Raw genomic sequence first — 25,986 nt, 5'->3', positions numbered from 1 at the left:
ATGAAGGAGCACCCTTGGACCGCAGCGTTGCTGTTTTGAATCAGGTTCAGATTATTGCATCGGATTGTACTGTACAAAAAACCAGTGTGCCAGAGTTTTGCACGTATTCCCTGAGTGGGCAAGCCTGGCGCCGTATGACAGAATCGAAGCCGACCCCGGCGTTTCGTCCCTATTCCACCGCCGGGCCGCCCACAAGGCGATAGCCCCCTACCCCGGGGCAGCCGGCACGCAAAGCGCCGGCGCCACAGGGACCTTTTTGCAGCTTCCGTGCCGCCCCCATGCGCATCCTGATCGCCGAAGACGACAGCATTCTGGCCGATGGCCTATCCCGGTCATTGCGGCATAACGGTTACGCGGTAGATGCCGTGCGTGACGGGCTTGCCGCCGACTCCGCGCTGGCGGCCCAGGCGTTTGACCTGCTCATTCTGGATCTGGGCCTGCCGCAATTGGCCGGGCTGGAAGTGCTGCGCAGGTTACGCGCCCGCAACTCCGCCCTGCCCGTTCTGATCCTGACCGCCGCCGACAGCATCGAACAGCGCGTGAAAGGCCTGGACCTGGGCGCTGACGACTACATGGCCAAGCCTTTTGCGCTGTCCGAACTGGAAGCGCGCGTGCGGGCGCTGACGCGACGCGGCGCGGGCGGCGGCGCCACCATGCTCAAGCATGGCCGGTTGCTGTTCGACCAGACGGGCCGCGTCGCCATCGTCGACGACCAGACGCTGGACCTCTCGGCGCGCGAAGTCAGCTTGTTGGAAATCCTGCTGACGCGCAGCGGCCGCATGGTCAGCAAAACGCAGTTGGTGGACCACCTGTGCGAATGGGGCGAAGAAGTCAGCACCAACGCCATCGAGGTCTACGTGCATCGGCTGCGCAAGAAGCTCGAACCCAGCGGCGTGAAGATCGTCACCGTGCGTGGCCTGGGCTACTGTCTGGAGCGGGACCAGGGTGCCGCGTACCTCGCCAGCTGACCCCCGGCCCGAGCCGCTGAATCAGGAAGCGCTGGATATCATGCAAGCCGGGTCCAAGGGCCCGAGCTTTGCGCCGCCGCAGCGTTCGCTGCTGGGCGAAATCCTGGACTGGATGCTGGCGCCGCTGTTCCTGCTGTGGCCCATGAGCGTCGCGATCACGTACGTGGTCGCCCAGAACATCGCCAACGTGCCGTACGACCGGGCGCTGGCCAACAACCTGCATGTGTTGACGCGGCAGGTTCATGCGCAGGACGGCCGGGCCGTGCTGAAGATGACCGACGCCGCGCGCGACGTGTTGCGCGCCGACGAAACCGACAGCGTCTTCTGGCTGGTACTGGGCAGCCGGGGCGAATACCTGGGCGGCGATCGCGCGCTGCCGCTACCGGCCACCGTGGGCCAGCCGCGCCCGGGCGAAGTCCAATACGAAGACGACACCATGCGCGGTTTCGGCATCCGCCTGGCGTTCACGTGGGTGGACCTGAACCTGCCCAACACGCAGCCCGCGCTGCTGATCGTGGCCGAGACCGTGGAAAAGCGCACGCAACTGGCCAACGACATCATCAAGGGCGTGATCATTCCGCAGTTCGTAGTGCTGCCGATCGCGGTGCTGCTGGTGTGGTTCGGCCTGTCGCGCGGCGTGGCGCCGCTGAACGCGCTACAGCAGCGCCTGCGCGCGCGTCGGCCCGACGACCTGTCGCCCATCGACGAACGCGCGGCCCCTTCAGAAATCGCGCCGCTGGTCGCCGCCATGAACGACCTGCTGGATCGGCTGTCGGCCAACGTACAGGCGCAGCGCCGTTTCGTGGCGGACGCCGCCCACCAACTGAAGACGCCGCTTGCCGGGCTGCGCACACAGGCTGAACTGGCGCTGCGCGATGCCAGCCCCGAAGAAATGCAATCCAGCCTGCGTCAGCTGGTGACGGGGTCCGAACGCGCCACACGGCTGGTGAATCAGTTGCTGCTGCTGGCGCGCGCCGAAAACCCCAGTGCGATCGGCCTGACGCGCACCGATCTGAACGCCATCGCCTACGAGCAGGCCATGCACTGGGTGCCGCAAGCGTTGTCGCTGAGCACCGACCTGGGCTTCGAGGGCTCTGACGATCCGGTCGAGATCAACGGCAACCCGCTCCTGCTGGCCGAACTGCTCAACAACCTGGTCGACAACGCCCTGCGCTATACACCGCGCGGCGGCCACATTACCGTGCGCGTGCAGCGTCGCGGCAACCAGGCCGTGCTGGAAGTGGAAGATTCCGGCCCGGGCATTGCGCCCGACGAGCGCGAGCGCGTCTTCGACCGCTTCTATCGGGTGCTGGGCACCGCGTCCGACGGCAGCGGCCTGGGTCTGGCCATCGTGCGCGAAATCGCGCAAAAGCATCAGGCGACGGTGCTGATCGACGACCATCCCACCCCCCACTCGGACCTGCCAGGCACCCGCATCAGCGTCGTGTTCCCGCAGTACGCCGACCCGTCGGATCGGCACGAAAGCTAGCGCGGCACGTGTTGGGCAGCCCGGCCGACAGCTAAGGACTATCCCTAGCTCCCTGCGGAATAGTTACTTTTAGTTTCAATTTTAAGATTCGGGTAAGGGTTCCGTCAGAACCTCGTCAGGGTCGCGGCTCAATGTTGCGCATAGCTCGATGTCGGCTTGACCGGCAAAGGGCCAAGCACGGCGGAAAACCGCCGGCCAAAAAACGAGGAGACATCATGAGCACAACAACCATGGCAGGCCGCGGTCCTTCCGCGGAACCGCGCCCGATGACCAAGGATGAACGCCGCGTCATCTTCGCATCGTCGCTGGGCACGGTTTTTGAGTGGTACGACTTTTATCTATACGGCTCGCTTGCAGCCATCATCGCGCAACACTTTTTCTCTGGCGTGAACCCCACCGCGGGCTTCATTTTCGCGTTGCTGGCGTTCGCCGCCGGGTTTGCCGTGCGCCCGTTCGGCGCGCTGGTGTTTGGCCGCCTGGGTGACCTGGTAGGGCGTAAATACACCTTCCTGGTCACGATCGTGATCATGGGCTTGTCTACCTTCCTGGTGGGCGTGCTGCCCAGCTACGCCAGCATCGGCCTGGCGGCTCCGGCCATCCTGATCCTGCTGCGCCTGCTGCAAGGCCTGGCGCTGGGCGGTGAATACGGTGGCGCGGCGACCTACGTTGCCGAACACGCCCCGCATGGCCGCCGCGGCTTCTACACGTCGTGGATCCAGACCACCGCAACGCTGGGCCTGTTCCTGTCGCTGCTGGTCATCCTGGGCATCCGCACGGTCATGGGCGAAGACGACTTCAAAGCCTGGGGCTGGCGCATTCCGTTCCTGATTTCGGTCGTGCTGCTGGGCATCTCGGTGTGGATCCGCCTGCAACTGAGCGAATCGCCCACCTTCAAGCGCATGAAGGAAGAAGGCAAGGGTTCGAAGGCGCCGATCGCTGAATCGTTCGGCCAGTGGAAGAACCTGAAGGTCGTGATCCTGGCGCTGCTGGGCCTGACCGCCGGCCAGGCCGTGGTCTGGTACACGGGTCAGTTCTACGCGCTGTTCTTCCTGACGCAAACGCTGAAGGTCGACGCCAACACGGCCAACATCATGATTGCGGTCGCGCTCTTGATCGGCACGCCCTTCTTCGTGGTGTTCGGCGCGCTGTCGGACAAGATCGGTCGCAAGCCCATCATCATGGCGGGCTGCCTGATCGCCGCGGCAACGTACTTCCCGATCTTCCAGGGCATTACGCACTTTGCCAACCCGGCGCTGGAAAAGGCCCAGGCCACCGCCCCGGTCACCGTCATTGCCGACCCCGGCACGTGCTCGTTCCAGTTCAACCCGGTGGGCACGTCCGCGTTCACCAGCTCTTGCGACGTCGTGAAGTCCTTCATGGCCCGCAACTCGGTGAACTACAAGAACGAAGCCGCACCGGCCGGCTCGGTCGCGAAGGTCAAGATCGGCAACGACGAATTCACCTCGTTCGACGGCAAGTCCATGGCCCCGGCCGACTTCAAGGCCAAGGCCGCTGAACTGGACAAGGCGCTGACCACCGCGATCCGCAGCCACGGCTACCCGGCCAAGGCGGACCCGGCGCAAAGCAACAATGTCATGGTGGTGGTGTTGCTGGCGATCCTGGTGCTGTACGTGACCATGGTCTACGGCCCCATCGCGGCCATGCTGGTGGAAATGTTCCCGACCCGCATCCGGTACACCTCGATGAGCTTGCCGTACCACATCGGCAACGGCTGGTTCGGCGGCTTCCTGCCCCCGGTGGCCTTCGCGGTGGTGGCAGCCACGGGCAACATCTACGACGGCCTGTGGTACCCGATCATCATCGCCGTCATGACCCTGGTCATCGGCACGCTGTTCGTGCGCGAATCCAAGGACAACGACATCAACGCGTAAAGACCATCCCCCGCCGGGCGGGACTGCTGCGCCTGCCCGGCCTTGAAAGCTCCTTATGGAGCTTTTTTTTTGCCCGAAACTTCTGCGCATTTTCAGGACGATGTCAGACCCTGGCGCTTAGACTGGCGCCTCAGATTGCGGCCTTGCTTCAGATCGAATGACGATTGATCCCCCTGTCAGACGATTGCAGGGCCAGTGCTCTGACACCGATACCGCGTTCCCCGCGAGCCTTTTATGACGCGGTATTGTGTGCTCCCGTACCGGCCCGGCCTTTATTGAGCCGGGCCGCTTTTTTTTCCGCGCGAAAAAGTCAGCGCGAGAAAGTCAGCGCCCAAAAAAAATGATGGCCGCCAGGCGGCCATCATTGTGCGGATGCGGGGCCTGCTTAACGGCGCATGCCCACACCGATAACCAGCACGCCCGCCACGATGGCGGCAATGCCGGCCCACATCGGGATCGGCACCGACTTCTCGGTTTCGGCCGTGGCCTTGACCGAGCCGATCTGCAAAACGGTCTCTTCGGACTTGTAGTTGAAGCCCTTGTAGGCCAAAGCCACAATGCCCAGGACGATCAGGATGGCGCCAATGATTTTCATGTTTTTCCTCTCCGATTCCATGTCGGTGCGCGCAAGTTAACGCAACGCCCGCCCTATGTCAGTGACAGAACGTGTCGCCTGTCGCAACCGTATTGCAGCACTTCGGCAAACCGGCCGCGTCGTATAGAATCAACCCTTTTGGCCGACGCTCATGTGGTTCAAAAACCTCAAGATTTACCGCCTCTCCTCGCCGTGGACTCTCGTTGGCGATCAGCTTGAAGAAACGCTTGCGCGGCACGCCTACCAAGCGGGCAACAACCTTGAAATGCAAAGCCTGGGCTGGGTCCCGCCGCGCGAAAACGGCGGGCTTGCCCACGTCGTGAACGGGCAGATCCTGCTTAGCCTACGCGCGGAAAAGAAGCTTCTGCCGGGCACCGTCGTGAACCAGGTCGCCAAGGCGCGCGCCCAGGAAATCGAAGAGCAGCAAGGCTACAAGCCGGGCCGCAAGCAGATGAAGGAAATCAAGGAACGCGTCACTGACGAACTGCTGCCGCGCGCCTTCAGCGTCTATCGCGACACGCGCGTCTGGATCGATCCGCAAAACCACTGGCTGGTCATTGACGCCGCCGCTTCCGCGAAAGCCGACGAAGTCATCGGCCTGCTGGCCAAGTGCGTGGACCCCTTCCCGCTTGAAAACCTGTACGTGGCGCAATCGCCCGCGTCCGCCATGACGGGCTGGCTGGCCGAAGACGAGGCTCCCTCGAACTTCAGCATCGACCAGGACACCGAACTGCGTTCGTCGGGTGAAAGCGGCGCGGCCATCCGCTACGTGAAGCACTCGATCGACGCCGACGACGTGCGCCGCCACATCCAGTCGGGCAAGCAGTGCACGCGCCTGGCCATGACGTGGGCCGACCGCATTTCGTTCGTGCTGACCGAAGGCCTGGACGTCAAGCGCGTGTCGCCGCTGGACGTACTGAAGGAAGGCAACGAAGGCGTTGCCGCCAACGACGATGAAAAGTTCGATTCCGACATGATGCTCATGACCGGCGAACTGGCCAAGATGATGGCCGAATTGGTCGAAGCGCTGGGCGGCGAAAAGAAGATCTGATCGCTTACGCGGATCACGCCCCAAGCAAAGACCGCCCATGAATGGGCGGTCTTTTTTTGCGGCTATTTTGCGAGCGCACGAAACCGCCGCGCCCTCTTACGCCGCCACGCTGCGGTCGCGTCCGGCCAGCTTGGCCTGGTACAGCGCCTTGTCGGCCCGGTCGATCAGGTAGGCGTAGTCCGGGTGGCCGTCAAAGGTGGCCACCCCGATGCTGGCCGTGATGCGTTGCGCCCCCGCCTCGGGGATGGTGAACGCGTGGCGGCGGATCTCGGCGCCCAGCTTCTGCGCCGCCGCCAGCGCGGCTTCCCGGCCGGTGTCCACCAACACCACCAGAAATTCCTCACCGCCATAACGGAACACAAAATCGCTGGACCGGCACGACTGGTGAACCACTTCGGCAAACTGGCGCAGGATATGGTCGCCGCCCGAATGCCCGTGCGCGTCGTTGATGGCCTTGAAGTGGTCGATGTCCAGCAGCAGCACCGAAAAAAGGCTGCTCTGACGGCTGGAAATGGCAATCTCGCGCCCAATGACCGACGGTAAAAAGCGCCGGTTCAGCACGTTGGTCAGCGGGTCGCTGCCGCTTTCAATCTCGGCCACCATATCGAACAGCCCATTGAGCAGATGCTTGATGCGCGCCACCAGCTCCTGCAATTGCCGCACCTGGTCGGGCATCGACAACTGGCGCTCGCCGTCGTCCATCAGCAGCCGGGGCAGCACCACGTCGTCCAGCTCGGCAACCGCGTCGGTGATCTGGCGCAATGCAGGGGCGCTTTCAAACAGCACACCGCCCTTGTGCTGCAACCACAGGCCGAATTCCGAAGCCGCCAGGCGCGGCAGCGCCTGTTCCGGCGCGCGGTAATGCAGGCCGATCAGCACGGCCTGGCTCCACTCCAGCAGTGCGGCGCGCTGGCGCTCGCGCTCGGTGGAAATGTTCTGCCCCAACGCGAACAGCCGGTAGGCCTCGTCGTTGCGCGCGCCACGGTTGATGTCGCGCATGAAGGCACGGCTCATCTGCTCGATGGCCAGGTCAAACAGATTGCAAACGTATTGCGTGGCGATGGACGCGGCCATGCCGTCCAGATCGCTGGCACGCAGCCTTTCGGCAATCTCGTTTTTCAGCACGCGCGCGCCCGCCATCACCAGATGGATCGGGATATGGACGCGGGCATGCACTTCGCCCACCTTTTTCTGCGTGGCCATCAACGCCACGATATCGCCCTGGTCGCGCACGCAAAGTAGCCCCAGCAGCCAGTGTTTCATGCCTTTGTGCAGCCGCGTCGAGACGATCTCGTGGGACAGGCGCGGGCCGGCTTCAACGTCGGCCAGCAAGGTCGAATAGAACGCGTCCACCAGTTCCTTGGCGCTGTCCGCGACCACGGCGGCCACCTGGCCGCGCGTGTAGGCGTCCACTGACTGGTAGACCGCTTCCCACGCTTGCGCGTTGGATGCGCTGAGGTAGCACGCTTGATCAGCGCCGCTTGTCCAAACCGGCAACGCCGTCTTGCTCGAAGACATAAATCATCCGCCCCAAAAACTTCGCGCGTGCCAAAAGCGACACGCGACGAAAAACCAGCGCGGATTATGCGCTAAAAGAAAGTGGGCCCCTAGAGGGGCCCACGCGCGGCGGCGGTATCGCGGCTTATGACGCCGCTTATTCCAGGCCGTGGAAGACCGAATCGTCCGGGCCCACGTGCGACGGATGCTGCCACGTGACGTCGCGCAGCGAATGCTGCACCAGCCCTTCAACGCCCAGCAGCACCGCGAAGATCGCCATGCGGATCGGAATGCCGTTGTCCGTCTGGCGGAAGATGGCCAGGCGCGGATCATGATTCAGGTCCACGCTCAGGTCGTTGGCGCCCGGTCGGCTGTCGCGCGGCAGCGGGTGCATGACGATGGTTTCCGGGCTGCAATACGCATCGATGATGGCGCGGTTGATCTGGAAATCGGGCGTGTAGCCTTCGTTTTCCTCGTTGGCGAAGCGCTCTTTCTGCACGCGCGTCGCGTAGATCACATCCGCGCCCGCCAGGCCTTCAGCCAGCGACGTCTTCTGCTCGATGATGTTGCCGTTGCGGCTGGCCTGCTCAATGATGTAGCTGGGCATCTCCAGCCCCTTGGGCGACACCAGCGAAAACTTCACGTTCTTGTACAGCGCCATCAGCTTGATCAGCGAATGCACGGTACGGCCGTACTTCAAGTCGCCGACCATGGCGATGTGCGCGCCATCCAGCAACTTACCCAGGCGCGAAAATTCCGTCAGGATCGTGTACAGGTCCAGCAGGGCCTGGCTGGGGTGTTCGCCCGGGCCGTCGCCGCCGTTCACCACCGGAATGTTGGTGGCGCGCGCGAATTCCGCAACCGAACCTTGCTCGGGGTGGCGGATCACCATGGCGTCTACATAGCCGCTCATGACGCGGCTGGTGTCATAGATCGACTCACCCTTGGCCATCGACGAAAACGTGAAGCCCGTGGTGTCGCACACCGAACCGCCCAAGCGGCAGAATGCCGAGCCGAAGCTGACGCGGGTGCGGGTGCTGGCTTCGAAAAACAGGTTGCCCAGCACGGCGCCTTCCAGCACGCGCGACACTTTCTGGCGGCGCGCGATGGGCTGCATCATGTCGGCCACTCGGAACAGGTCTTCAACCGATTCGCGGGTGAACTGGTCCACTGACAGCAACTGGTTCTTGCCTTCCACGGCGATCCTTTCACGCAGGGGGCCGTCTTGTACGCTTTGCGTATATTTTTCCAGCAGCACGCCGTTTTGGACGATCTCGCTGACAAAGCGCTGCACCACTTCCGGCATGGCGCGAAATTCTTGCGACCCCTCGGGCAGCAACCACGTGTCCAGCGCCCGGCGTTTGACACCGATGCGCGTCGCGAACACGTCGCGCGTAAGGTTCAGGCGTCGCATGGCGTCGCGCAGGAAGGCTTGCTGGGAGATGGTCATGACGGGCCCCGAGAAAGAGGATTTATATACGCAGCGCGCATATTATTCCCAACACAAGTGCAAGTCCAATATTTTTGCGTACAAGGGTTTACCCTTGTTATTTCCGCGCCACGGCCGTCCGGGCAGCACGCCTTGGCAGCGGCCGATGGGGACGCGGCCCCACGGTCTACCGGCTGGCGTAGGACGTGTTCTGCTGCGCCCCCGGCGCCACCTGACCCAGCGAAAACCAGCAGCCCGCGCAGAACGCCAATGCGCCCAACAGATAGCAGATCATCGCCAGCAGCTGCGCCGGCCAGTGGCCCCGTGTGACGTGGCCGATGTCGCCCTGCCGCAACAAGCTGACCTGCGCCAGGTAGCCGAACAACAGGCCCATGCAAGAGGTCAACAAGCCGGCCAGGAACAGTGCCAACGGCAATTGCAGATCGGGCGCCGCGATGTCGCCGCCCACGATGCCCAGCGAGAACGCGACCAGCGCCAGCGCGGATGCACCGTTGAGCCAGCCCAAGAATCGGAAGCCGCCCGCGAGCAACGCAAAAGACATCCCCGAGGATCGACGTTGCGGGTTGCGGGCGTCCATGAATCAGCCGCCGTTGCCGGCGCGGCAGGCCGGCGTGGCGCTTTGAATCGAGGCGCGCGCGGCGGCGATTTCGGCCGCGTCCCAGCGGCCCTGTCCCAGCACGGTGACCGTGACCTTGGACTTGGCGGGGCCGTCGGCCTCGGCGGAGATCAGTTCCAGCACCTTGGCGGGTTCGCCCACCTTGTAGACCTGGATTTCATCGGGCGCGCCCTTCTCGCCCAGGGTGTGGCGCCACGCGTACGCCACCCCATACGGATGCTGCACATTCACGTGGCAGGTGCGCACATATTCGCCGCCCCGGCGGAAGGCGGCCTGGTAGTTGGTGTCGACGCTAAAGGTCTCTTTTTGCACGGCGTCGGATTCGTAAACCCCCTTGCTCGCGCAGCCGGCCAACAGCACTGCCAGCGTTACACCCACCCATACAGACTTGCGCATGATTCTTCCCGCATTGAAATTCTGACTTTTGCGATTATGCCAGCGGCCGCAAAAAGGCCACGCGGGAAATGCCTGGGCATTTCGCGCGTGGCCTTGGGCTGACTCATCAGCAACTCGGCGTTGCGGTCTTACTTCGCAGCGCCTTCGATCTTCTCACCGCCTCGTTGAATATCCTTGCCGGCGCCCGCAACAGTATTGCAGCCCGCCGAAAGCGCGGCGATCGAAAGCAGCATGACGAGAACAACTTTGTTTTTCATAAACATCTCCTGTCTGGGCGTGGAAACCGAAGCCAGCATACCGCAAAGGGACAGAGTTGCGCACCACCAGGACGCCCTGACAGCCAGCTTGCAGCACGTGTCGCATCGGGCCTACAAATTCGCGCCTACAATTCGGCCGCCAGCCAGGCTGCGGGCCGTTGGCCGCACTTTGTAACCCGGCCGGACCAAACCCCGTAACCGCCCTTACGCTGCCGTGACAACCCCGTCACGGCGCGATGTCGCGTATTTGCCTGCAATGGATTAGGATTCGCAAATGAACAAAAAACCCGTATCGCAGAACGCTGGCGCCGGCCCACAGGGCTGGGGCTGGGAACAGCCGCAGTGCCGCGGACAAGCGGCTTTGGCGCTGTTTATCGACGATCTGCACCGTATTCTGCAGGCGCACGCGGCGGGCAAGCTTGCCGACAGCAGCACCCTTGCCGACGCACAAAGCCATGTCAATGAACTGCTTGCCCGCTACAACGACATCAACGCCGCGCCCGAGATTTTCCTGGGGCAGTCCGTTGAACTGAAAGAAGGCGTCGACCGCAATGGCGTGTCGCACACGGTGCCGATCTTTTCGGCGCGCCTGAAGAAATCGCTAGTGTCGATGCTGGGACAAAGCCCCGGCTGACAGGAGACCCACAATGAATTCAGACAACGTCGTAGAGTTTCTCCGCTTGCTGTCCCTGGACGTCACGCTGGGCTCGGCCGCCCAGCATGCCGCTAGCCAGGCGGATGCACCTCTGGCCTTGGCGCGATTGGCCACGGCACACGGCTTGCCTTGCAGCGCATCGGACTGGTCCTTCTTTGCGCGCAGCTGCCTGGATTCTTCCATCGAAACCATGACGGACGCCGGCCCCGCCGACGCCACCGTCTGGCAGTTGGTGCAAGATCCGGCGCACGGCACCGGCATTCCCGCCAGCGCCATCACACGCGTGATCGGCATCATTACGCAGCCCGAAGAAGGCGCGCCCCCGGTGGTCGGCCATGTGGTCGGCGACCTGGCTCCGCGCGCGCCGGTGGGCATGTCTCCCTACCCGTCGGGGTCTTGAAGGCAGCGCCAAGAGCGGGCGGCCAGCCTTAGCGCTGGCTAGCCAGGTATGCGCGCACGCCCAGTGCGGCGACCACGCCACTGGCCATGCAGGCGGTCAGCAGATAGCCTCCCGTCGGCGCTTCCCAGTCCAGCATTTCGCCCGCGCAGAACACGCCGGGCGCCGATTCCAGCATCAGACCCGCCGACACCGCATCAAACGCCACGCCGCCCGCCGTGCTGATGGCTTCGTCCATGGGACGCGGCCGCAACAGCATCACCGGCAGTGCCTTGATGCGCATGGCTAACCGAGCCGGGTCCTTGAAGTCTTCCGCCGTCGCGCATTCGCGCAGCAGGCCCGCCTTCACGCCGGTCAAACCCATGCGGCTTTGCAGGTGGCTGGACATGGAGCGCGCACCGCGTGGATGTATGACGGCTGCGTTGACTTTGTCCTGCGTCCAGTCGGGCGCCAGGTCCAGCATCGCGACCGCGCGGCCGGATCGGTCGATTTCATCGCGCAACGCCGCGGACAGCGCATACACCAGGCTGCCTTCGATACCGCTTGCGGACACCACGAATTCGCCTTGCCGCGTCGGCATCGCGGCGCACGACATGGACACCGACTTGACGGGCTGGCCCGCGTAACGCTCAACAAAGTGCGCGGACCACGCCACGTCGAAGCCACAGTTGGCCGGGCGCAGTGGCGCAACAGGCACGCCGTGCGCCTGCAATCCCGGCACCCAGGCGCCATCCGATCCCAGCTTGGCCCAGCTTCCGCCGCCCACCGCCAACACGAGCGCATCCGCCGCCCACGTCCGGACCCCGTCGGGCGTCTCGAAGCGCAGCGTTTGCGGGGACATCGCCTGATCTTCCGGCCAGCCCAGCCAACGGTGCCGCATGTGGAAACGCACGCCGCCGGCACGCAACCGCGCCAACCACGCGCGCAACAGCGGCGCGGCCTTCATCTCTTGCGGGAATACGCGGCCCGACGAGCCCACAAACGTTTCGATGCCAAGTGCGTGGGCCCACTCGCGCAGCGCCGTCGCGTCCATGGCTTGCAGCCAGGGCGCGACGTAATCCGCGCGCGCGCCATAGCGCGCCAGGAATGCACTCGGGCCTTCGCTATGCGTCAGATTCAGCCCGCCGCGTCCAGCCATCAGGAACTTGCGTCCGACAGAGGGCATGGCGTCAAACACATCGACCTGCAAGCCGTGTGCGGCCAGGCCTTCCGCCGCCATCAGCCCCGCCGGTCCACCGCCAATGACCGCGACGCGCGGCGCGGTGGAGGACGCCTCCTGGTGCAGGTTCGTCATGGCAGCCGGCCCATCATGGCGGGCGGAAGGGAAGATAGAAGACAGTGCATGGGAAATTAGGAACGAGTCGCAGACGACAAAACGCGGGAAGGATTGTCGCATGGCGCTTGGCGCCAGACCGGCTTGCGAGTGCGCGCGGAGTCAGCGCGACGCCGCTATCGGGCAAAGAAAAAGGCCTGGCACCGGCCACTTATTGACCGCAGGCGCCAAGCCTTTGTTATCACTGGACAATTCGGACATGCGCAAAGGCTATCCCAAGGCTTGTCCACAGTCGCTGTGGGTAACTTCCGCCCTCAGGCGTTACCCGCGGCTTGCATGGGCCCCGACCAGGGCTCGGCGTCCATCTCGAAACGTAGCTCCTGATATTCGCCGTCCACGGCCACGGTTCGCAGCAAGCCCGCGCCCATGGCTTGGCCCAGCGCGCGGCGGCACAGGGTTTCGGGATCATCGGGCAAGGACTGGAAGACGCCATCCGGGATGCGCAGGCGCAACAGCGCTTGGGGATCACCGCGTTCCGCAGGCCGGCCAATGTGGATGTGGGCGGGATAACCGTGCGGGCACCAGATGCCGACGTGGTACTTGCCTTCAGCGCCTGTGTCGGCGACAAATCCGGGATGATCGTATTTTGCTGTACCCATGGACCCTCCTCTTGTGCGGCAACCTAGCGCGCGTGACCCATGGTAGCTCAGGGTTGAGGCGCTGTGCGGGCGGGCACATCCGGGAAACTCCGGACTGGAACAAAGGATTGACCCAGGGCAAGTGAACGTGAAAAGAACAGACAAGCGGCGCGGACGAAAAGCGCAGACGAAAAGTGCAGACGAAAAGCGCAGACGAAAAGCGCAGACGAAAAAAAGCCGCGATATGCATCGCGGCTTTTTCTTGAAACTGGTTGCGGGGGCAGGATTTGAACCTACGACCTTCGGGTTATGAGCCCGACGAGCTGCCAGACTGCTCCACCCCGCGTCTGATGTGATGAATCATACACCATTATGAAATCTTGTGCAGCGCACCCAGCCGATTATTCGCGGATTTGGCCGTTTTACGGCGAAATATTTTTGTCATAGCGTTCAAAAAGCGAGCAATTGGACCGGGCAGGTCGACGCAGATCACATCCGCGGCCTGAATCGCCGTCACGCGTACCACCCCGCCTTCGGCCATGCCATGCGCTTCACCGGCATTGACGCGCACCGAACGCGGCAGATGCAGGCAGCCCGCGGCTTCCGCGCCCGCCGCCACTTGTTCGACCCGTACGCTGCCAGACACGCAGACCAGCGTTGCCCCCGCCTTCAGGACGAATGCGCGGCTGGCGCCCGAGGCGATTTCGACACGGCGAGAGGGGGCTTGGGAGGGGGTGGGGGAAGCAAGGTCGGGGTGCATGATGTTCTCCAATCGGACAATGACAGGCTACGCCCGCCCTGCTTCGCGCAACAGCCACACAGCGCCGCTTTCTGTACCGATGCAGATGCTCGATTTCGCCGCTGTTATGGTGTACTTTTCTCGAATCTGTGCCTTCCTTCAGTCCAACCACCCGGAGCATGATCGGCACATGGATGCACAACCGCTGTACCTACGCTTGGCGAACCACTACCGGCGCGCCATCCAGACGGGCGTCCTGGCGCCCGAGCAGCGCATGCCCTCCGTGCGCACGCTGGTGCGCACGCACCATGTCAGCTTGTCTACCGCCTTGCAGGCCTGCCGCCGGTTGGAAGACGACGGCTTGATCGAAGCCCGGCCCCGCTCGGGCTATTTCGTCTTGCAGGCGCGCCGCAACAGCATTCCCCCCGTTAGCGAGCCCGACATCCGCCAAGCGCTGGGCGCCGCGCAATATGTCGGCATCCACGATCGCGTCTCGGACTTCATCGCCAAATGCGAGGCCCATCCCGTCAGCGCCAACTTTGCGCTGGCGGCGGCGGTGCCCGAGGCGTATCCGATGGATGCCTTGAAGCAGGCAATGACGCGCGCGCTGCGCGTGTCGCCCCATGTGCTGGTCAGCCCGGTGCCCCCGCAAGGCCATCCCGATTTGCGCACGGTGCTGGCGCGCCGCGCCCTGGCCAACGGCATCAATGCCACGCCGGATGACGTCATCGTCACGCACGGCTGCATTGAAGCGTTGAACCTGGCGCTGCGCGCGGTGGCCCGACCCGGCGACACCATCGCCGTCGAATCGCCCACCTATTTCGGCCTGCTGCAAATCCTGGAAAGCCTGGGCATGCGGGCGCTGGAAATCCCCACCAGCCCGCAACATGGCCTGTCCATCGAGGCCCTGGACCTGGCGTTTCAGACGCACGGCAATATTCGCGCGGTGGTGGTGGTGCCCAATTTCCAGAACCCCTTGGGCTGCGTCATGCCCGACGCGGAAAAGGCGCGTCTGGTCGCGCTGTGCGAGCGCCAGCAGGTGCCGCTGATCGAAGACGACACCTACGGCGCCTTGACCGATGACGACGCGCCGCTGGCGGCCGCCAAGTCTTGGGACGCCACCGGCAACGTCATCTATTGTTCGTCGATGCACAAAACCTTGGCGCCGGGCATGCGGCTGGGCTGGTTGCTGGGCGGACGCTGGAAGGCGCGCATCGCCATGCTCAAGTACGCACAAAGCCGGCCGAATGAACCGCTGGCGCAGATCGCCGTTGCCGAATACCTGGGGTCGCGCGCCTATGACCGCCACCTGGCACGGTTGCGGCGACATTTAAAAACGCAGCGCGACCAGACAGCCGAAGCCATTGCCGCGCACTTTCCGCGCGGTACGCGGCTAAGCGTGCCGCAAGGCGGGATGCTGCTGTGGGTGGAAATGCCAGACGGCCGGTCCGGCATGGATGTGTTCGAAGCCGCGTTGCGCCAAGGCATCCGGGTCGCGCCCGGCGCCATGTTTTCCAACAGCACGCGCTACAACCACTTCCTGCGGATCAGCTGCGGCCAGCGCACCACGCCCGACATCTCGCGCGCCTTGCTGACCCTGGCGCGCATTGTCGGTGAAGGCGCCACATGAATGCGTCCCTGCACCAGTTCATTGTCGATTACGGGCTGTGGGCCGTGCTGGCCGGCACGTTCCTGGAAGGCGAGAGCGTCGTGGTATTCGCCGGCTTTCTGGCGCACCAGCATCTGATGCACCTGCCGTACGTGATGCTGTGCGCGTTTGCCGGGTCGTTCATCGCGGACCAGTTATTGTTTTTCCTGGGCCGCCGCTATCGCGATCACCGCTACGTGCGGCGCATCCGCGAAAAACCCGCCTTTGAAAGGGCGCTTGCCGCCATCGACCGCTACCCGCACGGATTCATCCTCAGCCTGCGATTTCTGTATGGCTTGCGTACCGTCGGCCCGGTGGCGCTGGGCATGTCCCGCGTGCCGCCGCTGCGCTTTCTGGTGCTCAATGCCATTGCCGCCGTCATCTGGGCGGTCTGCTTCAGCCTGGTGGGCTATGCGTTCGGCCAGACGATTGAATCGCTGCTGGGGCGCCTGCATGGCGTAGAGACCAAGCTGGCCGTGGCCCTGGCGATCGGGGTGGTGATCGGCCTGGCCTATCACCTGCTGGCGCGGCGCCGTCGTTGACCGCCGTCGTCAGCTGAATAACCTGCCGCTGGCGCGCAGCACGTGACGGCGGCGGGCCTTGCGGTACCAGCCGCCGATGAAGGGCAGCAGCGCCAGGCGGCGCAGGATGGGATGGCGTTGGTCGAAGTCGTGCCACGCCTTAAAGCCATGGCCCATGCGCTCCCAGCTCTCGCGCGCTTCGGGTGAGAGTTTGCCGGGGTCGAACGCCGCCAGCTTTGCCGCTTCCGAGACACGCGCCAACATGGCGCTGCCCGGATGTTCCAATCGATACTGATTCCGCATGGGGCCGCATATTACCCGGCTTGGCGGCCGTGTGGACACCACACAATCGCGCGCTTGAAACGCGCAAATGGAGCCACCTTTGACCGCCCTGTCCAAGCCTTTGTATTTAAAGGCAAATGCGAATCTATGCCCGGACTATCCCAAGGCTTGTCCACAGAAGCTGTGGGTAACTTTCCGGTCGATGCGACGCAGAACAGCCCTTGCCAAGACAGACCCTGGCGCCCGCCCCCAGGCGCTTATTTCAACGCGGCAATGATCATGTCGCGCACGCTTTCGAAGCCCGCCACATACTGGGGGTTTTCGGAACGAGCCAGCAGGCTGGAGTAGTTCTGTTCCAGTTGCGCCTCGATGGCCTCGCGCAGGCCCGGCGATGCCTTGGCCAGATGCAGCATCGACAGCAGCGTCGAATTCAACGCGTCAATGCGGCCGCCCTGGTGCGAAATGGTGTGGACGATAACGGCGATTTGTTCTTGAGTATCCATGGCTGAAGCCTCCTGGCAGTAATGATCGGCGCAAATCCTAGCATGCCCCCCACCGCCCCCGTACGCCTGGGCCGCGCTAGGCAAGCGCCAGGGCCCGCGCTAGCATAAAGCGTAGCCGCTCAAGCACCGCGGCGCACGCCGCCGGGCGCCATCCACGGCGCACGGGGCCACCGGAGCGCGCGTATGAAGACGATCCAGAACTATGCACCGCCAGATGCCCAATCCTTGCAGCGCTTGCAGGACAGGCTGGGATTCAGTGACGCGCGCATGGCCGAGTTGGCCGGGCTGGATGCCGCAACGCCGTGGCCAAGTTTCCTGGGCGGCCCCGAGCCGCGCACGCTAGGCCGGCAACGCCTGTTCTTCATGATGGCGCGCCTGTCGCTGGATGAAGCGCAATGGCAACGCGTGCTGGACGCCATGCACGACGCCGGCGCCCGCTTCGACTATGACGAAGCCTTGTCAGCCAGCACGCCCCCCGCGCCGGAGCCAGTGCCCGACGAGGAACGCAAATTCGGCATGTTGCTGGTCAGCCGCAACGGCGCCTTCCACGAAATGGAGCAGCTGCGCGAATTCGCGCACTTTGCGCATGAAGCCGACGTCAGCCGCTACGTCAATTCGGTGTTCTATGACAGCGACATCGACCTTTGCCGCTTCCGCTTCGCCGACCACGACGGCCTGACCGACGCCAGCCGCGATCGCATTTTCGACGCGGCCCACAAGAACATCACCCGATTCGAATTCGATGGCCGCATCTACCACGGCGGCATTCCCCCGGAATCGGACGGCTAGCAACGCGTCATCGCATTGACGCGGGCGGGCCCGCGCCTGTACCGTCGGCTCTTCGCTATTTGCCGCACGCCTTTTGCATGAACGAACGACTCGACGACATCGACCGGCAATTGCTCAGCCTGCTCTCGGCCAATGCGCGCGAACCCGCCGCAATCCTGGCGCGCAAGCTGGGTTTGGCGCGCACCACCGTGGTCGCCCGCATCGCGCGGCTGGAACGCGAGCACATCGTGTCGGGCTACGGCGTGCGCCTGGGTCGCCGGCTGGAAGAAGCCGCCGTGCGCGCCTATTGCTTCATCAGCGTGCTGCCCAAGACACCGGCCGCCGTGATCCGCGAACTGGAACGGATGCCGGAAGTGGAAGAGGTTTCGTCCGTCAGCGGGCCCTATGACTACCTGATTTTCCTGCGCTGTGAAACCCACGAGCAGCTGGACGAGCTGCTGGACCGCATAGGCCTGATCGACGGCGTCAAACAAACGCAGACGTCCATCGTCCTTAGCCGCAAGGTCGACCGCCGGAGCGCCGTGGCCGCCCCCTGAACGTGCCCGCGGGCGTCTGCTGCCCCGCCCGGACCGGTCGGCCGTCTTTTCTCGCGGACCGACATGGTGTTGTAATGGCGGATATCGCGTTTTCTGGATGCCCCATGCTTGCACGCCTTGCCCCCGCCGCCGCCCTGCTGACCTTGCTAGCCGCCTGCTCCAGCATGAGCGAGGTCACCTCCGTCGGCAAAGACACTTACAGCGTTACCTATAGTTCGGGCACGCAGTTGCTGACGTGGGTAGAACTGAAGAACCAGACGCTGCAACGCGCCGATCAGTATTGCCAGGACATCGGCCGCAAGCTGCAAAAGCCGAAGGTGACGTCAAACCACGCCACGGGCCTGGGCTCCAAGCGCGCCACGGTCACGTTCGAATGCGGCGTGGTCGAGCCGCCCAAGGACAAGGCATCGTGAACGCCGCATTGCCCGTGGGCATCACCATGGGCGATGCCGCCGGCATCGGCCCTGAAATCGTCGTCAAGGCGATCGCGCAAGGCCTGAGCGCCCCCTGTGTGGTGTACGGCGATGCGGGCGCGCTGCGCCGCGCGGTTGCCCAGCTGGGCGCACGCCTGGACGTTGTCGAAGTTCGCGATGTCAGCCAGGCCGGACCCGATGCGGCGCGCATCCATGTCATCGCCTGTAGTCCGGCCCTGCCTGACGATCTGCCACTGGGGCAGATCAGCGCAGCGGCGGGACGCGGCGCCTACGACTACGTCTGCGCCGCGATCGACGACGCGCAGGCCGGGCGCATCCGCGCAATCGTCACCGCGCCGCTGAACAAAAAGTCCATGCACGAGGCCGGCATCGACTACCCCGGCCACACCGAAATCCTGGCCGACCGCTCGGCCACGCAGGACTTCGCCATGATGCTGGCCAACGACGAGCTGCGCGTCCTGCTGGTGACCATACATGTGGCGCTGGCCGACGTCATCGCGCGCATCACGCCCGACGCCGAGCTGACCGCCATGCGGCTGGCCGACCGCGCGTGCCGCCAGATGGGCATCGCCGCGCCGCGCGTGGCGGTGGCGGGCCTGAACCCGCACGCCGGCGAAGGCGGCAAGTTTGGCCGCGAGGACGTCGACATCATTGAACCGGCAATCGCCCGCGCGCGCGCCGAAGGCATCGACGCCAGCGGCCCCTGGCCAGGCGACACCATCTTCATGCGCGCCCGCCGGGGCGAATTCGACATCGTGGTCGCGCAGTACCACGACCAGGGCCTGATCCCGGTCAAGTACCTGGGGCTGGACCACGGCGTGAATGTCACGGTGGGCTTGCCCTTCGTGCGCACCAGTGTCGACCACGGCACCGCCTTCGACATTGCCGGCCGGGGTGTGGCCGACCACGCCTCGCTGGTCGCCGCGTTCGACCTGGCGCTGGCAATGACACCCTGAGGCGCACGACGGCGACGGGGACTACAATACGCCCCGTTTCCGACGCATCCCATGCGCCGCCGACTGCCCAGGCTTGATTCGCCGCGGGGTTTTCGCTTGGCTTGCCGTTTGGCTTGCCGTTTGGCTTGCCGCTTGGCTTGCCGCTTGCCTTGCCGCCTGGTTCGCAGCGCGTTGTTCCCGCTTTCGTCTGCTCCTCTCTATCCATCCATGTCACGCCTAGTCCGCCTTCTGCCCGACCGCTTCACCCTCTACCTGATCTGCACCGTCATCATCGCCAGCATCGTGCCCGCGCACGGTCAAGGCGTGGTGATATTTGGCTGGATCACAAACATCGCGGTCGGCCTGCTGTTCTTCCTGCACGGCGCGCGCCTGTCGCGCGAGGCCATCATCGCCGGCCTGACGCATTGGAAGCTGCACCTGACGATTTTCTCTGCCACGTTCCTGATGTTTCCCTTGCTGGGCCTGGCGCTCAAGCCGGTGCTGGAACCCTTGGTCACGCCCGAGCTGTATCTGGGCATCCTGTTCTTGTGCTGCCTGCCCGCCACGGTGCAATCGGCCATCGCCTTCACGTCGATGGCGCGCGGCAACGTGCCCGCGGCGGTGTGCAGCGCGTCGGCCTCCAGCCTGCTGGGCATCTTCCTGACGCCGCTGCTCGTGGGCACGGTCGTGGCCAATGCCGGCAGCGCGCCGATTTCGTTCGACGCGGTCGGCAAGATCATGCTGCAACTGTTGCTGCCCTTCGTGCTGGGCCAGTTCGCGCGGCGCTGGATCGGCGCCTGGGTGCACAAGCGCAAGGCCATGCTGAAGTTCGTCGACCAGGGTTCGATCCTGCTGGTGGTGTATACCGCCTTTTCCGAGGCCATCAACGAAGGCCTGTGGAGCACCACGCCCATCCCGGCACTTGCCGGCCTGGTGGTGTGCTGCGCGGTCATCCTGGCGCTTGCCCTGGGCCTGTCGGCGCTGGCCGGCAAGATGTTCGGCTTCAATGTGGAAGACCGCATCACCCTGCTCTTCTGCGGTTCGAAAAAGAGCCTGGCCAGCGGCATTCCGATGGCGCAGGTGCTGTTCGCCGGCCACGCCGTGGGCGCCATCGTGCTGCCCTTGATGCTGTTCCACCAGATCCAGCTGATGGTGTGCGGCGTGTTGGCCGCGCGCTATGGCAAGCGTCCTGAAATCGAAGGCTGATCGCCGCGATTGCTATTGCGCTCAGGGTTAAAAAAACCGCGCCCCATGAAACGGGGCGCGGTTTTTTTTGGGCCGCGACCAAGGCAGTCTTGATGGCGGTCAGTACAGGATCAGTACCCGGTCAGTACATGTCTCGCGGCTGCGCGCCCGAGAAGTTCAAAAAGCGCGTGCTCGAACCCTGGAATGTCAGTCGCACCGTGCCGATGGGGCCGTTACGCTGCTTGCCGATGATGATTTCGGCCGTGCCCTTGTCGGGCGAATCCGGGTTGTAGACTTCGTCGCGATAGATGAACAGGATCACGTCGGCATCCTGTTCGATAGCGCCCGATTCGCGCAGATCGCTCATCACGGGGCGTTTGTTGGGGCGTTGTTCCAGGCTTCGGTTCAGCTGCGACAGCGCAATCAGCGGGCAGTTCAGTTCCTTGGCCAGGCCCTTGAGCGAGCGGCTGATTTCCGACACTTCGGTGGCACGGTTTTCGCCCGAGCCGTTACCCGACATCAGTTGCAGGTAGTCGATGATGATGAGCCCAAGCTGGCCGCATTGGCGCGCCAGGCGGCGCGTACGCGCGCGCACTTCCATGGGGCTGAGCGCGGGCGTTTCGTCGATGTACACCTGCGCATCCTGCATCAGCTGCACCGCGTGCGTCACACGCGGCCAGTCGTCGGCGATCAGCTTGCCGGTACGCATCCGATGCTGGTCCAGCAGGCCGACCGAACCCAACATACGCATCGCCAGCTGCACGGCGCCCATTTCCATGGAAAACACCGCCACGGGCAGGCCCTGCTCAATCGCGACGTGTTCGCCAATGTTCATCGAGAACGAGGTCTTGCCCATGGACGGGCGGCCGGCCACGATGATGAGGTCGCCGCCCTGCATGCCGGACGTCATCTTGTCCAGGTCGGTAAAGCCGGTGGGCACGCCGGTCACGTCCGAGCTGCCTTCGCGATGGTAGAGCTCGTCGATGCGTTCCACTACCTGGGTCAGCAGCGGCTGGATTTCCTGGAAGCCGGCGGCGCCGCGCGAGCCTTCCTGGGCGATCTTGAACACCTTGGATTCGGCTTCGTCCAGCAGCTGGCGCGCTTCCTTGCCCTGAGGGTTCAGGGCGGCCGACGAGATCTCGTCGGCGATGGACACCAGCTTGCGAAGCATGGCGCGCTCGCGCACGATTTCGGCGTAGCGGCGGATGTTGGCGGCCGACGGCGTGTTGTGCGCCAGCGCGTTCAGGTAGGCCAGGCCGCCCGAGTCCTCGGCCTTGCCGGCACTGATCAGCGATTCATTGACGGTGATGACGTCGGCGGGACGCGCCAGGCCGATCAGCCGGGCGATGTGGTGCCAGATCAGCCGGTGGTCGTGGCGGTAGAAGTCTTCTTCGACCAGCACGTCGGCGATGCGGTCCCACGCGGTGTTGTCCAGCAGCAGGCCGCCCAGAACCGACTGCTCCGCCTCGATGGAATGGGGGGGAACGCGCAGGTATTCAAGCTGGGGATCGGCAGGTGTATTCATGACTTCAATAGTAACGGCTGCAGGATGTCCGCAACGCGAAAAAACCCTTGCACATCGCGCGACGGAAGCCGCCGCAACAAGGGACGCAAAGGCGCCGCGACACTGCAAAGAATGCGGGCCAGACGGGTCAGGCGCGCTTTGACGGCGGCATCGGGATTGCTGTCCAGATACACGTCGAGCGCCAGTGTACCCAGCGTGACGGCAACGTCATCGGGCAATTTACGCAAAGACACCAGCGAGGACAACATCTGGAAAAGGTCGTACGCCTGGGCCAGCGGACGCGACAGCGTCGACCCGATGTTCTCTTCGAAGTCGATGCGCCACAGCTCGCCGTCCTGCAGGGTGACGTTACGAATCTGCGCGCCGCCGTGCCACATGCCACGCGCGTGGAAGGCCGCCAGATCGGCGGCCGCCGCGCGGGTCAGCCACAGCTGCGAGGTCGCGTCTTCGTTGCGAATCAGATCAGCCAGGTCGTCGCCCACGTATTCCAGCACCAACAGCCCCTGTTCCTGCCACCACACTTCGGGCACACGGCAACCGGCCTCCAGCAGCATCGACAGACGCTGGGCTTCATGCGTCAGGCCATTGCGCAGCAACACGCCGGGGCGCGGAAATTCACCCAGGAACAGCTTGCAGCCCACGCCCAGCAGAAAGGCGCGCACATAGCGCAGCGCATAGCTGACGCCACGCCCAAAACTGGGCCGCCGGCGCTTGACGATGCAGCGCACGCCATCGATCGTCACGTCGCGCACCGAAGGTTCGCGCAAGGCGTCGACGCTGTCGAGCCAAGCGCGCAGGCCGGGCGGCGCGTTGTGATGGACGGGCGGGTGGGTCAAGAGGTCCTCTGAGCTGGGCAAGATGGCGCGCGATGCGTAATGCCGACAAGGCGGAACGCAACGACGGCCGGTCAAAAAGAAAAAAAGCCGGCGCGCGGGCCGGCTTCTTTTTACCGCGGGTACGGCTTAGGACAGTTCGCCTTCCACCAGAACCGTGACGTCGACGACAACGTCGGCGTGCAGGGCGACCTGGATCGGGAACTCGCCAACCGACTTCAGCTGGCCGTTGGGCAGACGCACTTGCGCCTTTTCAACGCCTTCGAAACCGGCCTTCTTCAGGGCTTCGGCGATGTCGGCATTGGTGACCGAGCCGAACAGACGGCCGTCAACACCAGCCTTCTGGGCAATCTTCAGCTGGTAGCCGGAGATGCGCTCGCCCAGAGCTTGGGCGGCGGCCAGCTTTTCAGCCTGGGCCTTTTCGAGTTCGGCGCGGCGAGCTTCGAATTCCTTCAGGGCGGCATCGGTAGCACGACGGGCCTTGCGCTGGGGGATCAGGAAGTTGCGGGCGTAACCGTCACGCACACGAACGACTTCACCCAGGTTGCCCAGGTTGACGACTTTTTCGAGCAGAATAACTTGCATTTTCAGTGCCCCGGATTAGTTGTGGTTGTCGGTGTAAGGCAACAGAGCCAGGAAGCGCGCGCGCTTGATGGCCGTGTCCAGCTGGCGCTGGTAGATTGCCTTGGTGCCGGTCAGGCGAGCCGGGATGATCTTGCCGTTTTCTTGCACGAAGTCGCGCAGGGTGTCCAGATCCTTGTAGTCGATCTCTTCGACGCCGGCTGCGGTAAAGCGGCAGAACTTACGACGCTTGAAAAGCGGGTTCTGCTGCGTGAATTTGCGTTTTTCTTTGCGTTTTCCGAAGAAAGCCATGATATGTGCCTCTATGTTTGAGGGGGCGGGTTTTACCCGGGGTTTTTAGAAACCGGGCCCAGCTCCCCATAACCTATCCGTATTCAGAAGGCGCTCTCGCACCCTTTGCTCAACCTGTTCAAGCCACCTGCGGATCGCGTCCTGCGCTACCGCTGATCTTGCGTGCCTGCTGCAAATGCAGCTTGATCTTCACCGAGTCCTTGCGGGCGGGAGCCAAAAACCCCTGCACCAGCAATTCAGACCCTAACGCGGTGTTCTTCAACAGCAACGCCAGATCGCCCAGTGCCACGGCCGTAATCGTCAATTCAACACGGCGCGGATGGCCGGCTTCGATAACTTCGGACTCGTGTGCCAGCACCATTTCCAGTGCGGGCAGGCCGGCGGGAGTGTGGCGCAAAGGCTCGCATTCAAGAACGCGCGCGCTAAGTTCCAGCTGATTCATCCTGCCAGGCACCAAGGGGACTTCATAAGTTGAGCTCTGCGTGAGCCCTGCTTATTCGGGCTGAACCGCGACAGCCTCAGCCGAAGCCTTACGGGCTTCTTCACGCTCAACCGACTTCATCATGATCGAGGGCGTGGTCTGGGCCTTCTTGGTCTTGATGACCAGGTGGCGCAGAACGGCGTCGTTGTAGCGGAACGAGTGTTCCAGCTCATCCAGCGTGGCTTGGCCGCACTCGATGTTCAGGCAGACGTAGTGAGCCTTGACGAGCTTCTGGATCGGGTAGGCCAGTTGGCGGCGACCCCAGTCTTCCAGGCGATGAACCGAGCCGCCTTGGCCCGTAACCAGCGCTTGGTAGCGTTCGACCATGGCGGGCACTTGCTCGCTTTGGTCGGGGTGAACGATAAACACTACTTCGTAGTGACGCATGAGTAAAACTCCTTGAGGATGTCCTGCCGGCCTGGCGTCTTGCACCCGCGCTTTCCATCATGGGTGGTTGTGTAGTGGTTCACAGAAGACTGTGGTGGTACACAGAAGACATCAGCCCGGCAAGGGGCAGCCCGCTACCCAAAAACCATGGGCGGTCGAGCAAGAAAGCCCTCGATTATTACCGATTGAGCATCGGTTCGCAAGCGACTGGGGCGTCAGGAAATCAGGGACGGGGCGTTTTCGCCGCCCTGCCCCGCCGCTTGCGGCAGATCGGCAACAGCGACTTCCCTGGGCCGATTAACCACGCTGACCATCACGTAGCTGATGATCATCAACAGGAACCACGACCCCAGCTTGGCGATGGACACCCATTGCCACGCGTGGGACTGGTTTGGATAGCGCCAGGCATTGGCGAACGTACCGATGTTTTCGGCAAACCAGATGAACAAGGCCACCAGCACGAACCCCAGCAGCAACGGCATGCGGCGATAGACGCGCCAGATGCGGAAATACACCCAGGTGCGGGCAAACAGCACGGCGGTCAGCGCAAACAGCAACCACCGGAAATCCATGACGAAATGGTGCGAGAAGAAGTTCACATAGATCAGCGCTGACAAAGCCACGGTGGCCACCAGCGGGGGATGCGCGCGAAAACGGAAATCGAACAGGCGCCAGACGCGCGCCAGATAACTGCCCACTGCGGCATACATGAAGCCCGTGAACAGCGGCACGCCGCCGATGCGCAGCACGCTGGCCTCGGGGTAGATCCAGGACCCGGCCGCCGTCTTGAAGATTTCCATGCCGGTGCCCACTACGTGGAACATCAGGATCACGCGGGCTTCGCTCCAGGTTTCCATGCGCAGCGCCAACAAGACGGCCTGGATACCCAGCGCCGCAAGCGTCAGGAAATCGTAGCGCGCCAGCAGCGCATCCTTGGGGTACCACCAGTGCGTGCCCAGCAACAGCGCGCACATCAACCCGCCGAACAGGCAGGCCCAGGCTTGCTTGACCCCGAAGCGGAAAAACTCGTAGAACGCCACGCCCAAACGGCCGCGGCCAGCCAGGTTATTGGCCAGCCGCGATTCCCAGGCTTGCAGCCTTGCGATAAGCGGCCAATCGGTGGCCGCCGGATGATGCACGG

At 63.7% G+C, this 25,986-nt stretch carries 31 protein-coding genes and 1 tRNA gene; 13 read left to right on the top strand and 19 right to left on the bottom strand.

All coding sequences use genetic code 11. From position 1 onward, the window contains the following. Positions 1 to 278: 278 nt before the first annotated feature. The 3 genes from KYT87_RS07965 (at position 279) to KYT87_RS07955 (ending at position 4,349) form a co-directional block, all read left to right on the top strand. A complete protein-coding gene (locus tag KYT87_RS07965) occupies positions 279 to 968 on the top strand; it encodes a response regulator transcription factor (protein ID WP_006218337.1) in 690 nt (229 codons plus the stop codon). Positions 969 to 1,080: 112 nt separating this feature from the next. Next, on the top strand, positions 1,081 to 2,457 hold the full coding sequence (locus tag KYT87_RS07960) for a sensor histidine kinase (RefSeq protein ID WP_219992609.1): 1,377 nt from the start codon (positions 1,081 to 1,083) through the stop codon (positions 2,455 to 2,457). A gap of 230 nt (positions 2,458 to 2,687) precedes the next feature. Continuing rightward, positions 2,688 to 4,349, top strand: a complete 1,662-nt coding sequence (locus tag KYT87_RS07955) for an MFS transporter (RefSeq protein ID WP_046802821.1) — start codon at positions 2,688 to 2,690, stop codon at positions 4,347 to 4,349. A gap of 385 nt (positions 4,350 to 4,734) precedes the next feature. Here KYT87_RS07955 and KYT87_RS07950 read toward each other — a convergent pair whose 3' ends face one another. After that, positions 4,735 to 4,944, bottom strand: a complete 210-nt coding sequence (locus tag KYT87_RS07950) for a hypothetical protein (RefSeq protein ID WP_046802820.1) — start codon at positions 4,942 to 4,944, stop codon at positions 4,735 to 4,737. A gap of 151 nt (positions 4,945 to 5,095) precedes the next feature. On the opposite strand from KYT87_RS07950, the gene KYT87_RS07945 reads away from it, so the two are divergent. After that, on the top strand, positions 5,096 to 5,995 hold the full coding sequence (locus KYT87_RS07945; protein ID WP_006218333.1) for a recombination-associated protein RdgC: 900 nt from the start codon (positions 5,096 to 5,098) through the stop codon (positions 5,993 to 5,995). 96 nt (positions 5,996 to 6,091) lie between these two features. Here the strand turns inward: KYT87_RS07945 and KYT87_RS07940 are convergent, their stop codons facing one another. The 5 genes from KYT87_RS07940 to KYT87_RS07920 all read right to left on the bottom strand — a co-directional run bounded on the left by KYT87_RS07940 (position 6,092) and on the right by KYT87_RS07920 (position 10,211). Beyond that, on the bottom strand, positions 6,092 to 7,513 hold the full coding sequence (locus KYT87_RS07940; protein ID WP_104143201.1) for a diguanylate cyclase: 1,422 nt from the start codon (positions 7,511 to 7,513) through the stop codon (positions 6,092 to 6,094). 136 nt (positions 7,514 to 7,649) lie between these two features. Next, the gene (locus KYT87_RS07935; RefSeq protein ID WP_046802818.1) at positions 7,650 to 8,942 is read right to left on the bottom strand and encodes an aspartate carbamoyltransferase; all 1,293 of its coding nucleotides are present in this window, start codon (positions 8,940 to 8,942) and stop codon (positions 7,650 to 7,652) included. A 166-nt stretch (positions 8,943 to 9,108) separates the two neighbouring features. Then, a complete protein-coding gene (locus KYT87_RS07930) occupies positions 9,109 to 9,519 on the bottom strand; it encodes a hypothetical protein (protein ID WP_046802817.1) in 411 nt (136 codons plus the stop codon). Positions 9,520 to 9,522: 3 nt separating this feature from the next. After that, the gene (locus tag KYT87_RS07925) at positions 9,523 to 9,954 is read right to left on the bottom strand and encodes a BPTD_2524 family lipoprotein (protein ID WP_046802816.1); all 432 of its coding nucleotides are present in this window, start codon (positions 9,952 to 9,954) and stop codon (positions 9,523 to 9,525) included. Positions 9,955 to 10,082: 128 nt separating this feature from the next. Further along, the gene (locus KYT87_RS07920; RefSeq protein ID WP_039883990.1) at positions 10,083 to 10,211 is read right to left on the bottom strand and encodes an entericidin A/B family lipoprotein; all 129 of its coding nucleotides are present in this window, start codon (positions 10,209 to 10,211) and stop codon (positions 10,083 to 10,085) included. Positions 10,212 to 10,485: 274 nt separating this feature from the next. On the opposite strand from KYT87_RS07920, the gene KYT87_RS07915 reads away from it, so the two are divergent. Both KYT87_RS07915 and KYT87_RS07910 read left to right on the top strand, forming a co-directional pair. Further along, positions 10,486 to 10,845 carry a hypothetical protein gene (locus KYT87_RS07915; RefSeq protein ID WP_046802815.1) on the top strand — a complete coding sequence of 120 codons (360 nt, stop codon included), beginning with the start codon at positions 10,486 to 10,488 and terminating at the stop codon, positions 10,843 to 10,845. A gap of 13 nt (positions 10,846 to 10,858) precedes the next feature. Further along, positions 10,859 to 11,266, top strand: coding sequence for a hypothetical protein (locus tag KYT87_RS07910; RefSeq protein ID WP_104143198.1), 408 nt, complete (start codon positions 10,859 to 10,861; stop codon positions 11,264 to 11,266). 28 nt (positions 11,267 to 11,294) lie between these two features. On the opposite strand, the gene KYT87_RS07905 is transcribed toward KYT87_RS07910, so the two are convergent. The 4 genes from KYT87_RS07905 to KYT87_RS07890 all read right to left on the bottom strand — a co-directional run bounded on the left by KYT87_RS07905 (position 11,295) and on the right by KYT87_RS07890 (position 13,946). Then, the gene (locus KYT87_RS07905; protein WP_255594156.1) at positions 11,295 to 12,482 is read right to left on the bottom strand and encodes a TIGR03862 family flavoprotein; all 1,188 of its coding nucleotides are present in this window, start codon (positions 12,480 to 12,482) and stop codon (positions 11,295 to 11,297) included. A 368-nt stretch (positions 12,483 to 12,850) separates the two neighbouring features. After that, positions 12,851 to 13,195 (bottom strand): hypothetical protein, encoded by a 345-nt coding sequence (locus KYT87_RS07900; protein WP_046802813.1) that lies wholly within the window; start codon positions 13,193 to 13,195, stop codon positions 12,851 to 12,853. A 248-nt stretch (positions 13,196 to 13,443) separates the two neighbouring features. Beyond that, a tRNA-Met gene (locus tag KYT87_RS07895) sits at positions 13,444 to 13,520 on the bottom strand. A 24-nt stretch (positions 13,521 to 13,544) separates the two neighbouring features. After that, positions 13,545 to 13,946, bottom strand: coding sequence for a hypothetical protein (locus KYT87_RS07890; RefSeq protein ID WP_104143195.1), 402 nt, complete (start codon positions 13,944 to 13,946; stop codon positions 13,545 to 13,547). 157 nt (positions 13,947 to 14,103) lie between these two features. On the opposite strand from KYT87_RS07890, the gene KYT87_RS07885 reads away from it, so the two are divergent. Both KYT87_RS07885 and KYT87_RS07880 read left to right on the top strand, forming a co-directional pair. Further along, positions 14,104 to 15,543, top strand: a complete 1,440-nt coding sequence (locus KYT87_RS07885) for a PLP-dependent aminotransferase family protein (protein ID WP_219991966.1) — start codon at positions 14,104 to 14,106, stop codon at positions 15,541 to 15,543. Further along, the gene (locus tag KYT87_RS07880; RefSeq protein ID WP_046802810.1) at positions 15,540 to 16,103 is read left to right on the top strand and encodes a DedA family protein; all 564 of its coding nucleotides are present in this window, start codon (positions 15,540 to 15,542) and stop codon (positions 16,101 to 16,103) included. Before KYT87_RS07885 ends, KYT87_RS07880 begins: the two co-directional genes overlap by 4 nt. Positions 16,104 to 16,112: 9 nt before the next feature. On the opposite strand, the gene KYT87_RS07875 is transcribed toward KYT87_RS07880, so the two are convergent. Continuing rightward, a complete protein-coding gene (locus tag KYT87_RS07875) occupies positions 16,113 to 16,385 on the bottom strand; it encodes a hypothetical protein (protein WP_255594000.1) in 273 nt (90 codons plus the stop codon). 236 nt (positions 16,386 to 16,621) lie between these two features. Further along, positions 16,622 to 16,867, bottom strand: coding sequence for a hypothetical protein (locus tag KYT87_RS07870; RefSeq protein WP_046802809.1), 246 nt, complete (start codon positions 16,865 to 16,867; stop codon positions 16,622 to 16,624). A gap of 183 nt (positions 16,868 to 17,050) precedes the next feature. On the opposite strand from KYT87_RS07870, the gene KYT87_RS07865 reads away from it, so the two are divergent. The 5 genes from KYT87_RS07865 to KYT87_RS07845 all read left to right on the top strand — a co-directional run bounded on the left by KYT87_RS07865 (position 17,051) and on the right by KYT87_RS07845 (position 20,767). Beyond that, positions 17,051 to 17,656, top strand: coding sequence for a hypothetical protein (locus tag KYT87_RS07865; protein ID WP_219991965.1), 606 nt, complete (start codon positions 17,051 to 17,053; stop codon positions 17,654 to 17,656). A 77-nt stretch (positions 17,657 to 17,733) separates the two neighbouring features. Then, positions 17,734 to 18,192 (top strand): Lrp/AsnC family transcriptional regulator, encoded by a 459-nt coding sequence (locus KYT87_RS07860; RefSeq protein ID WP_046802807.1) that lies wholly within the window; start codon positions 17,734 to 17,736, stop codon positions 18,190 to 18,192. A 104-nt stretch (positions 18,193 to 18,296) separates the two neighbouring features. Further along, complete coding sequence (locus tag KYT87_RS07855) at positions 18,297 to 18,605, top strand: hypothetical protein (protein ID WP_052945921.1); 309 nt, start codon at positions 18,297 to 18,299, stop codon at positions 18,603 to 18,605. After that, positions 18,602 to 19,582, top strand: a complete 981-nt coding sequence (pdxA, locus tag KYT87_RS07850; RefSeq protein WP_120154480.1) for a 4-hydroxythreonine-4-phosphate dehydrogenase PdxA — start codon at positions 18,602 to 18,604, stop codon at positions 19,580 to 19,582. Before KYT87_RS07855 ends, pdxA begins: the two co-directional genes overlap by 4 nt. Before the next feature lie 207 nt (positions 19,583 to 19,789). Continuing rightward, positions 19,790 to 20,767, top strand: coding sequence for a bile acid:sodium symporter family protein (locus tag KYT87_RS07845; RefSeq protein ID WP_046802804.1), 978 nt, complete (start codon positions 19,790 to 19,792; stop codon positions 20,765 to 20,767). A gap of 121 nt (positions 20,768 to 20,888) precedes the next feature. On the opposite strand, the gene KYT87_RS07840 is transcribed toward KYT87_RS07845, so the two are convergent. From KYT87_RS07840 to KYT87_RS07810, 7 genes are all read right to left on the bottom strand, one after another. Further along, positions 20,889 to 22,271: a replicative DNA helicase gene (locus KYT87_RS07840; RefSeq protein ID WP_006218311.1), complete on the bottom strand. Its 1,383-nt coding sequence runs from the start codon at positions 22,269 to 22,271 to the stop codon at positions 20,889 to 20,891. Then, complete coding sequence (locus tag KYT87_RS07835; protein ID WP_120154478.1) at positions 22,268 to 23,107, bottom strand: hypothetical protein; 840 nt, start codon at positions 23,105 to 23,107, stop codon at positions 22,268 to 22,270. The genes KYT87_RS07840 and KYT87_RS07835 overlap by 4 nt, the downstream gene beginning before the upstream one ends. 126 nt (positions 23,108 to 23,233) lie before the next feature. After that, complete coding sequence (gene rplI, locus KYT87_RS07830; protein ID WP_046802802.1) at positions 23,234 to 23,689, bottom strand: 50S ribosomal protein L9; 456 nt, start codon at positions 23,687 to 23,689, stop codon at positions 23,234 to 23,236. 15 nt (positions 23,690 to 23,704) lie between these two features. Further along, positions 23,705 to 23,977: a 30S ribosomal protein S18 gene (rpsR, locus tag KYT87_RS07825; protein WP_006218308.1), complete on the bottom strand. Its 273-nt coding sequence runs from the start codon at positions 23,975 to 23,977 to the stop codon at positions 23,705 to 23,707. Positions 23,978 to 24,095: 118 nt separating this feature from the next. After that, complete coding sequence (priB, locus tag KYT87_RS07820; protein WP_046802801.1) at positions 24,096 to 24,419, bottom strand: primosomal replication protein N; 324 nt, start codon at positions 24,417 to 24,419, stop codon at positions 24,096 to 24,098. A 51-nt stretch (positions 24,420 to 24,470) separates the two neighbouring features. Beyond that, entirely contained in the window at positions 24,471 to 24,845 is a 375-nt protein-coding gene (gene rpsF, locus KYT87_RS07815) for a 30S ribosomal protein S6 (RefSeq protein ID WP_006218306.1), read from the bottom strand. A 215-nt stretch (positions 24,846 to 25,060) separates the two neighbouring features. Further along, a complete protein-coding gene (locus KYT87_RS07810) occupies positions 25,061 to 25,984 on the bottom strand; it encodes a DUF817 domain-containing protein (RefSeq protein WP_046802800.1) in 924 nt (307 codons plus the stop codon). Positions 25,985 to 25,986: the final 2 nt, after the last annotated feature.

It is taken from the genome of Achromobacter sp. ES-001 (assembly GCF_019448355.1).
Taxonomy (GTDB): Bacteria; Pseudomonadota; Gammaproteobacteria; order Burkholderiales; family Burkholderiaceae_B; genus Achromobacter; species Achromobacter spanius_B.
The sequence above is the reverse complement of the archived record's forward strand: the minus strand, read 5'-3'. Positions and strand labels throughout refer to the sequence as shown.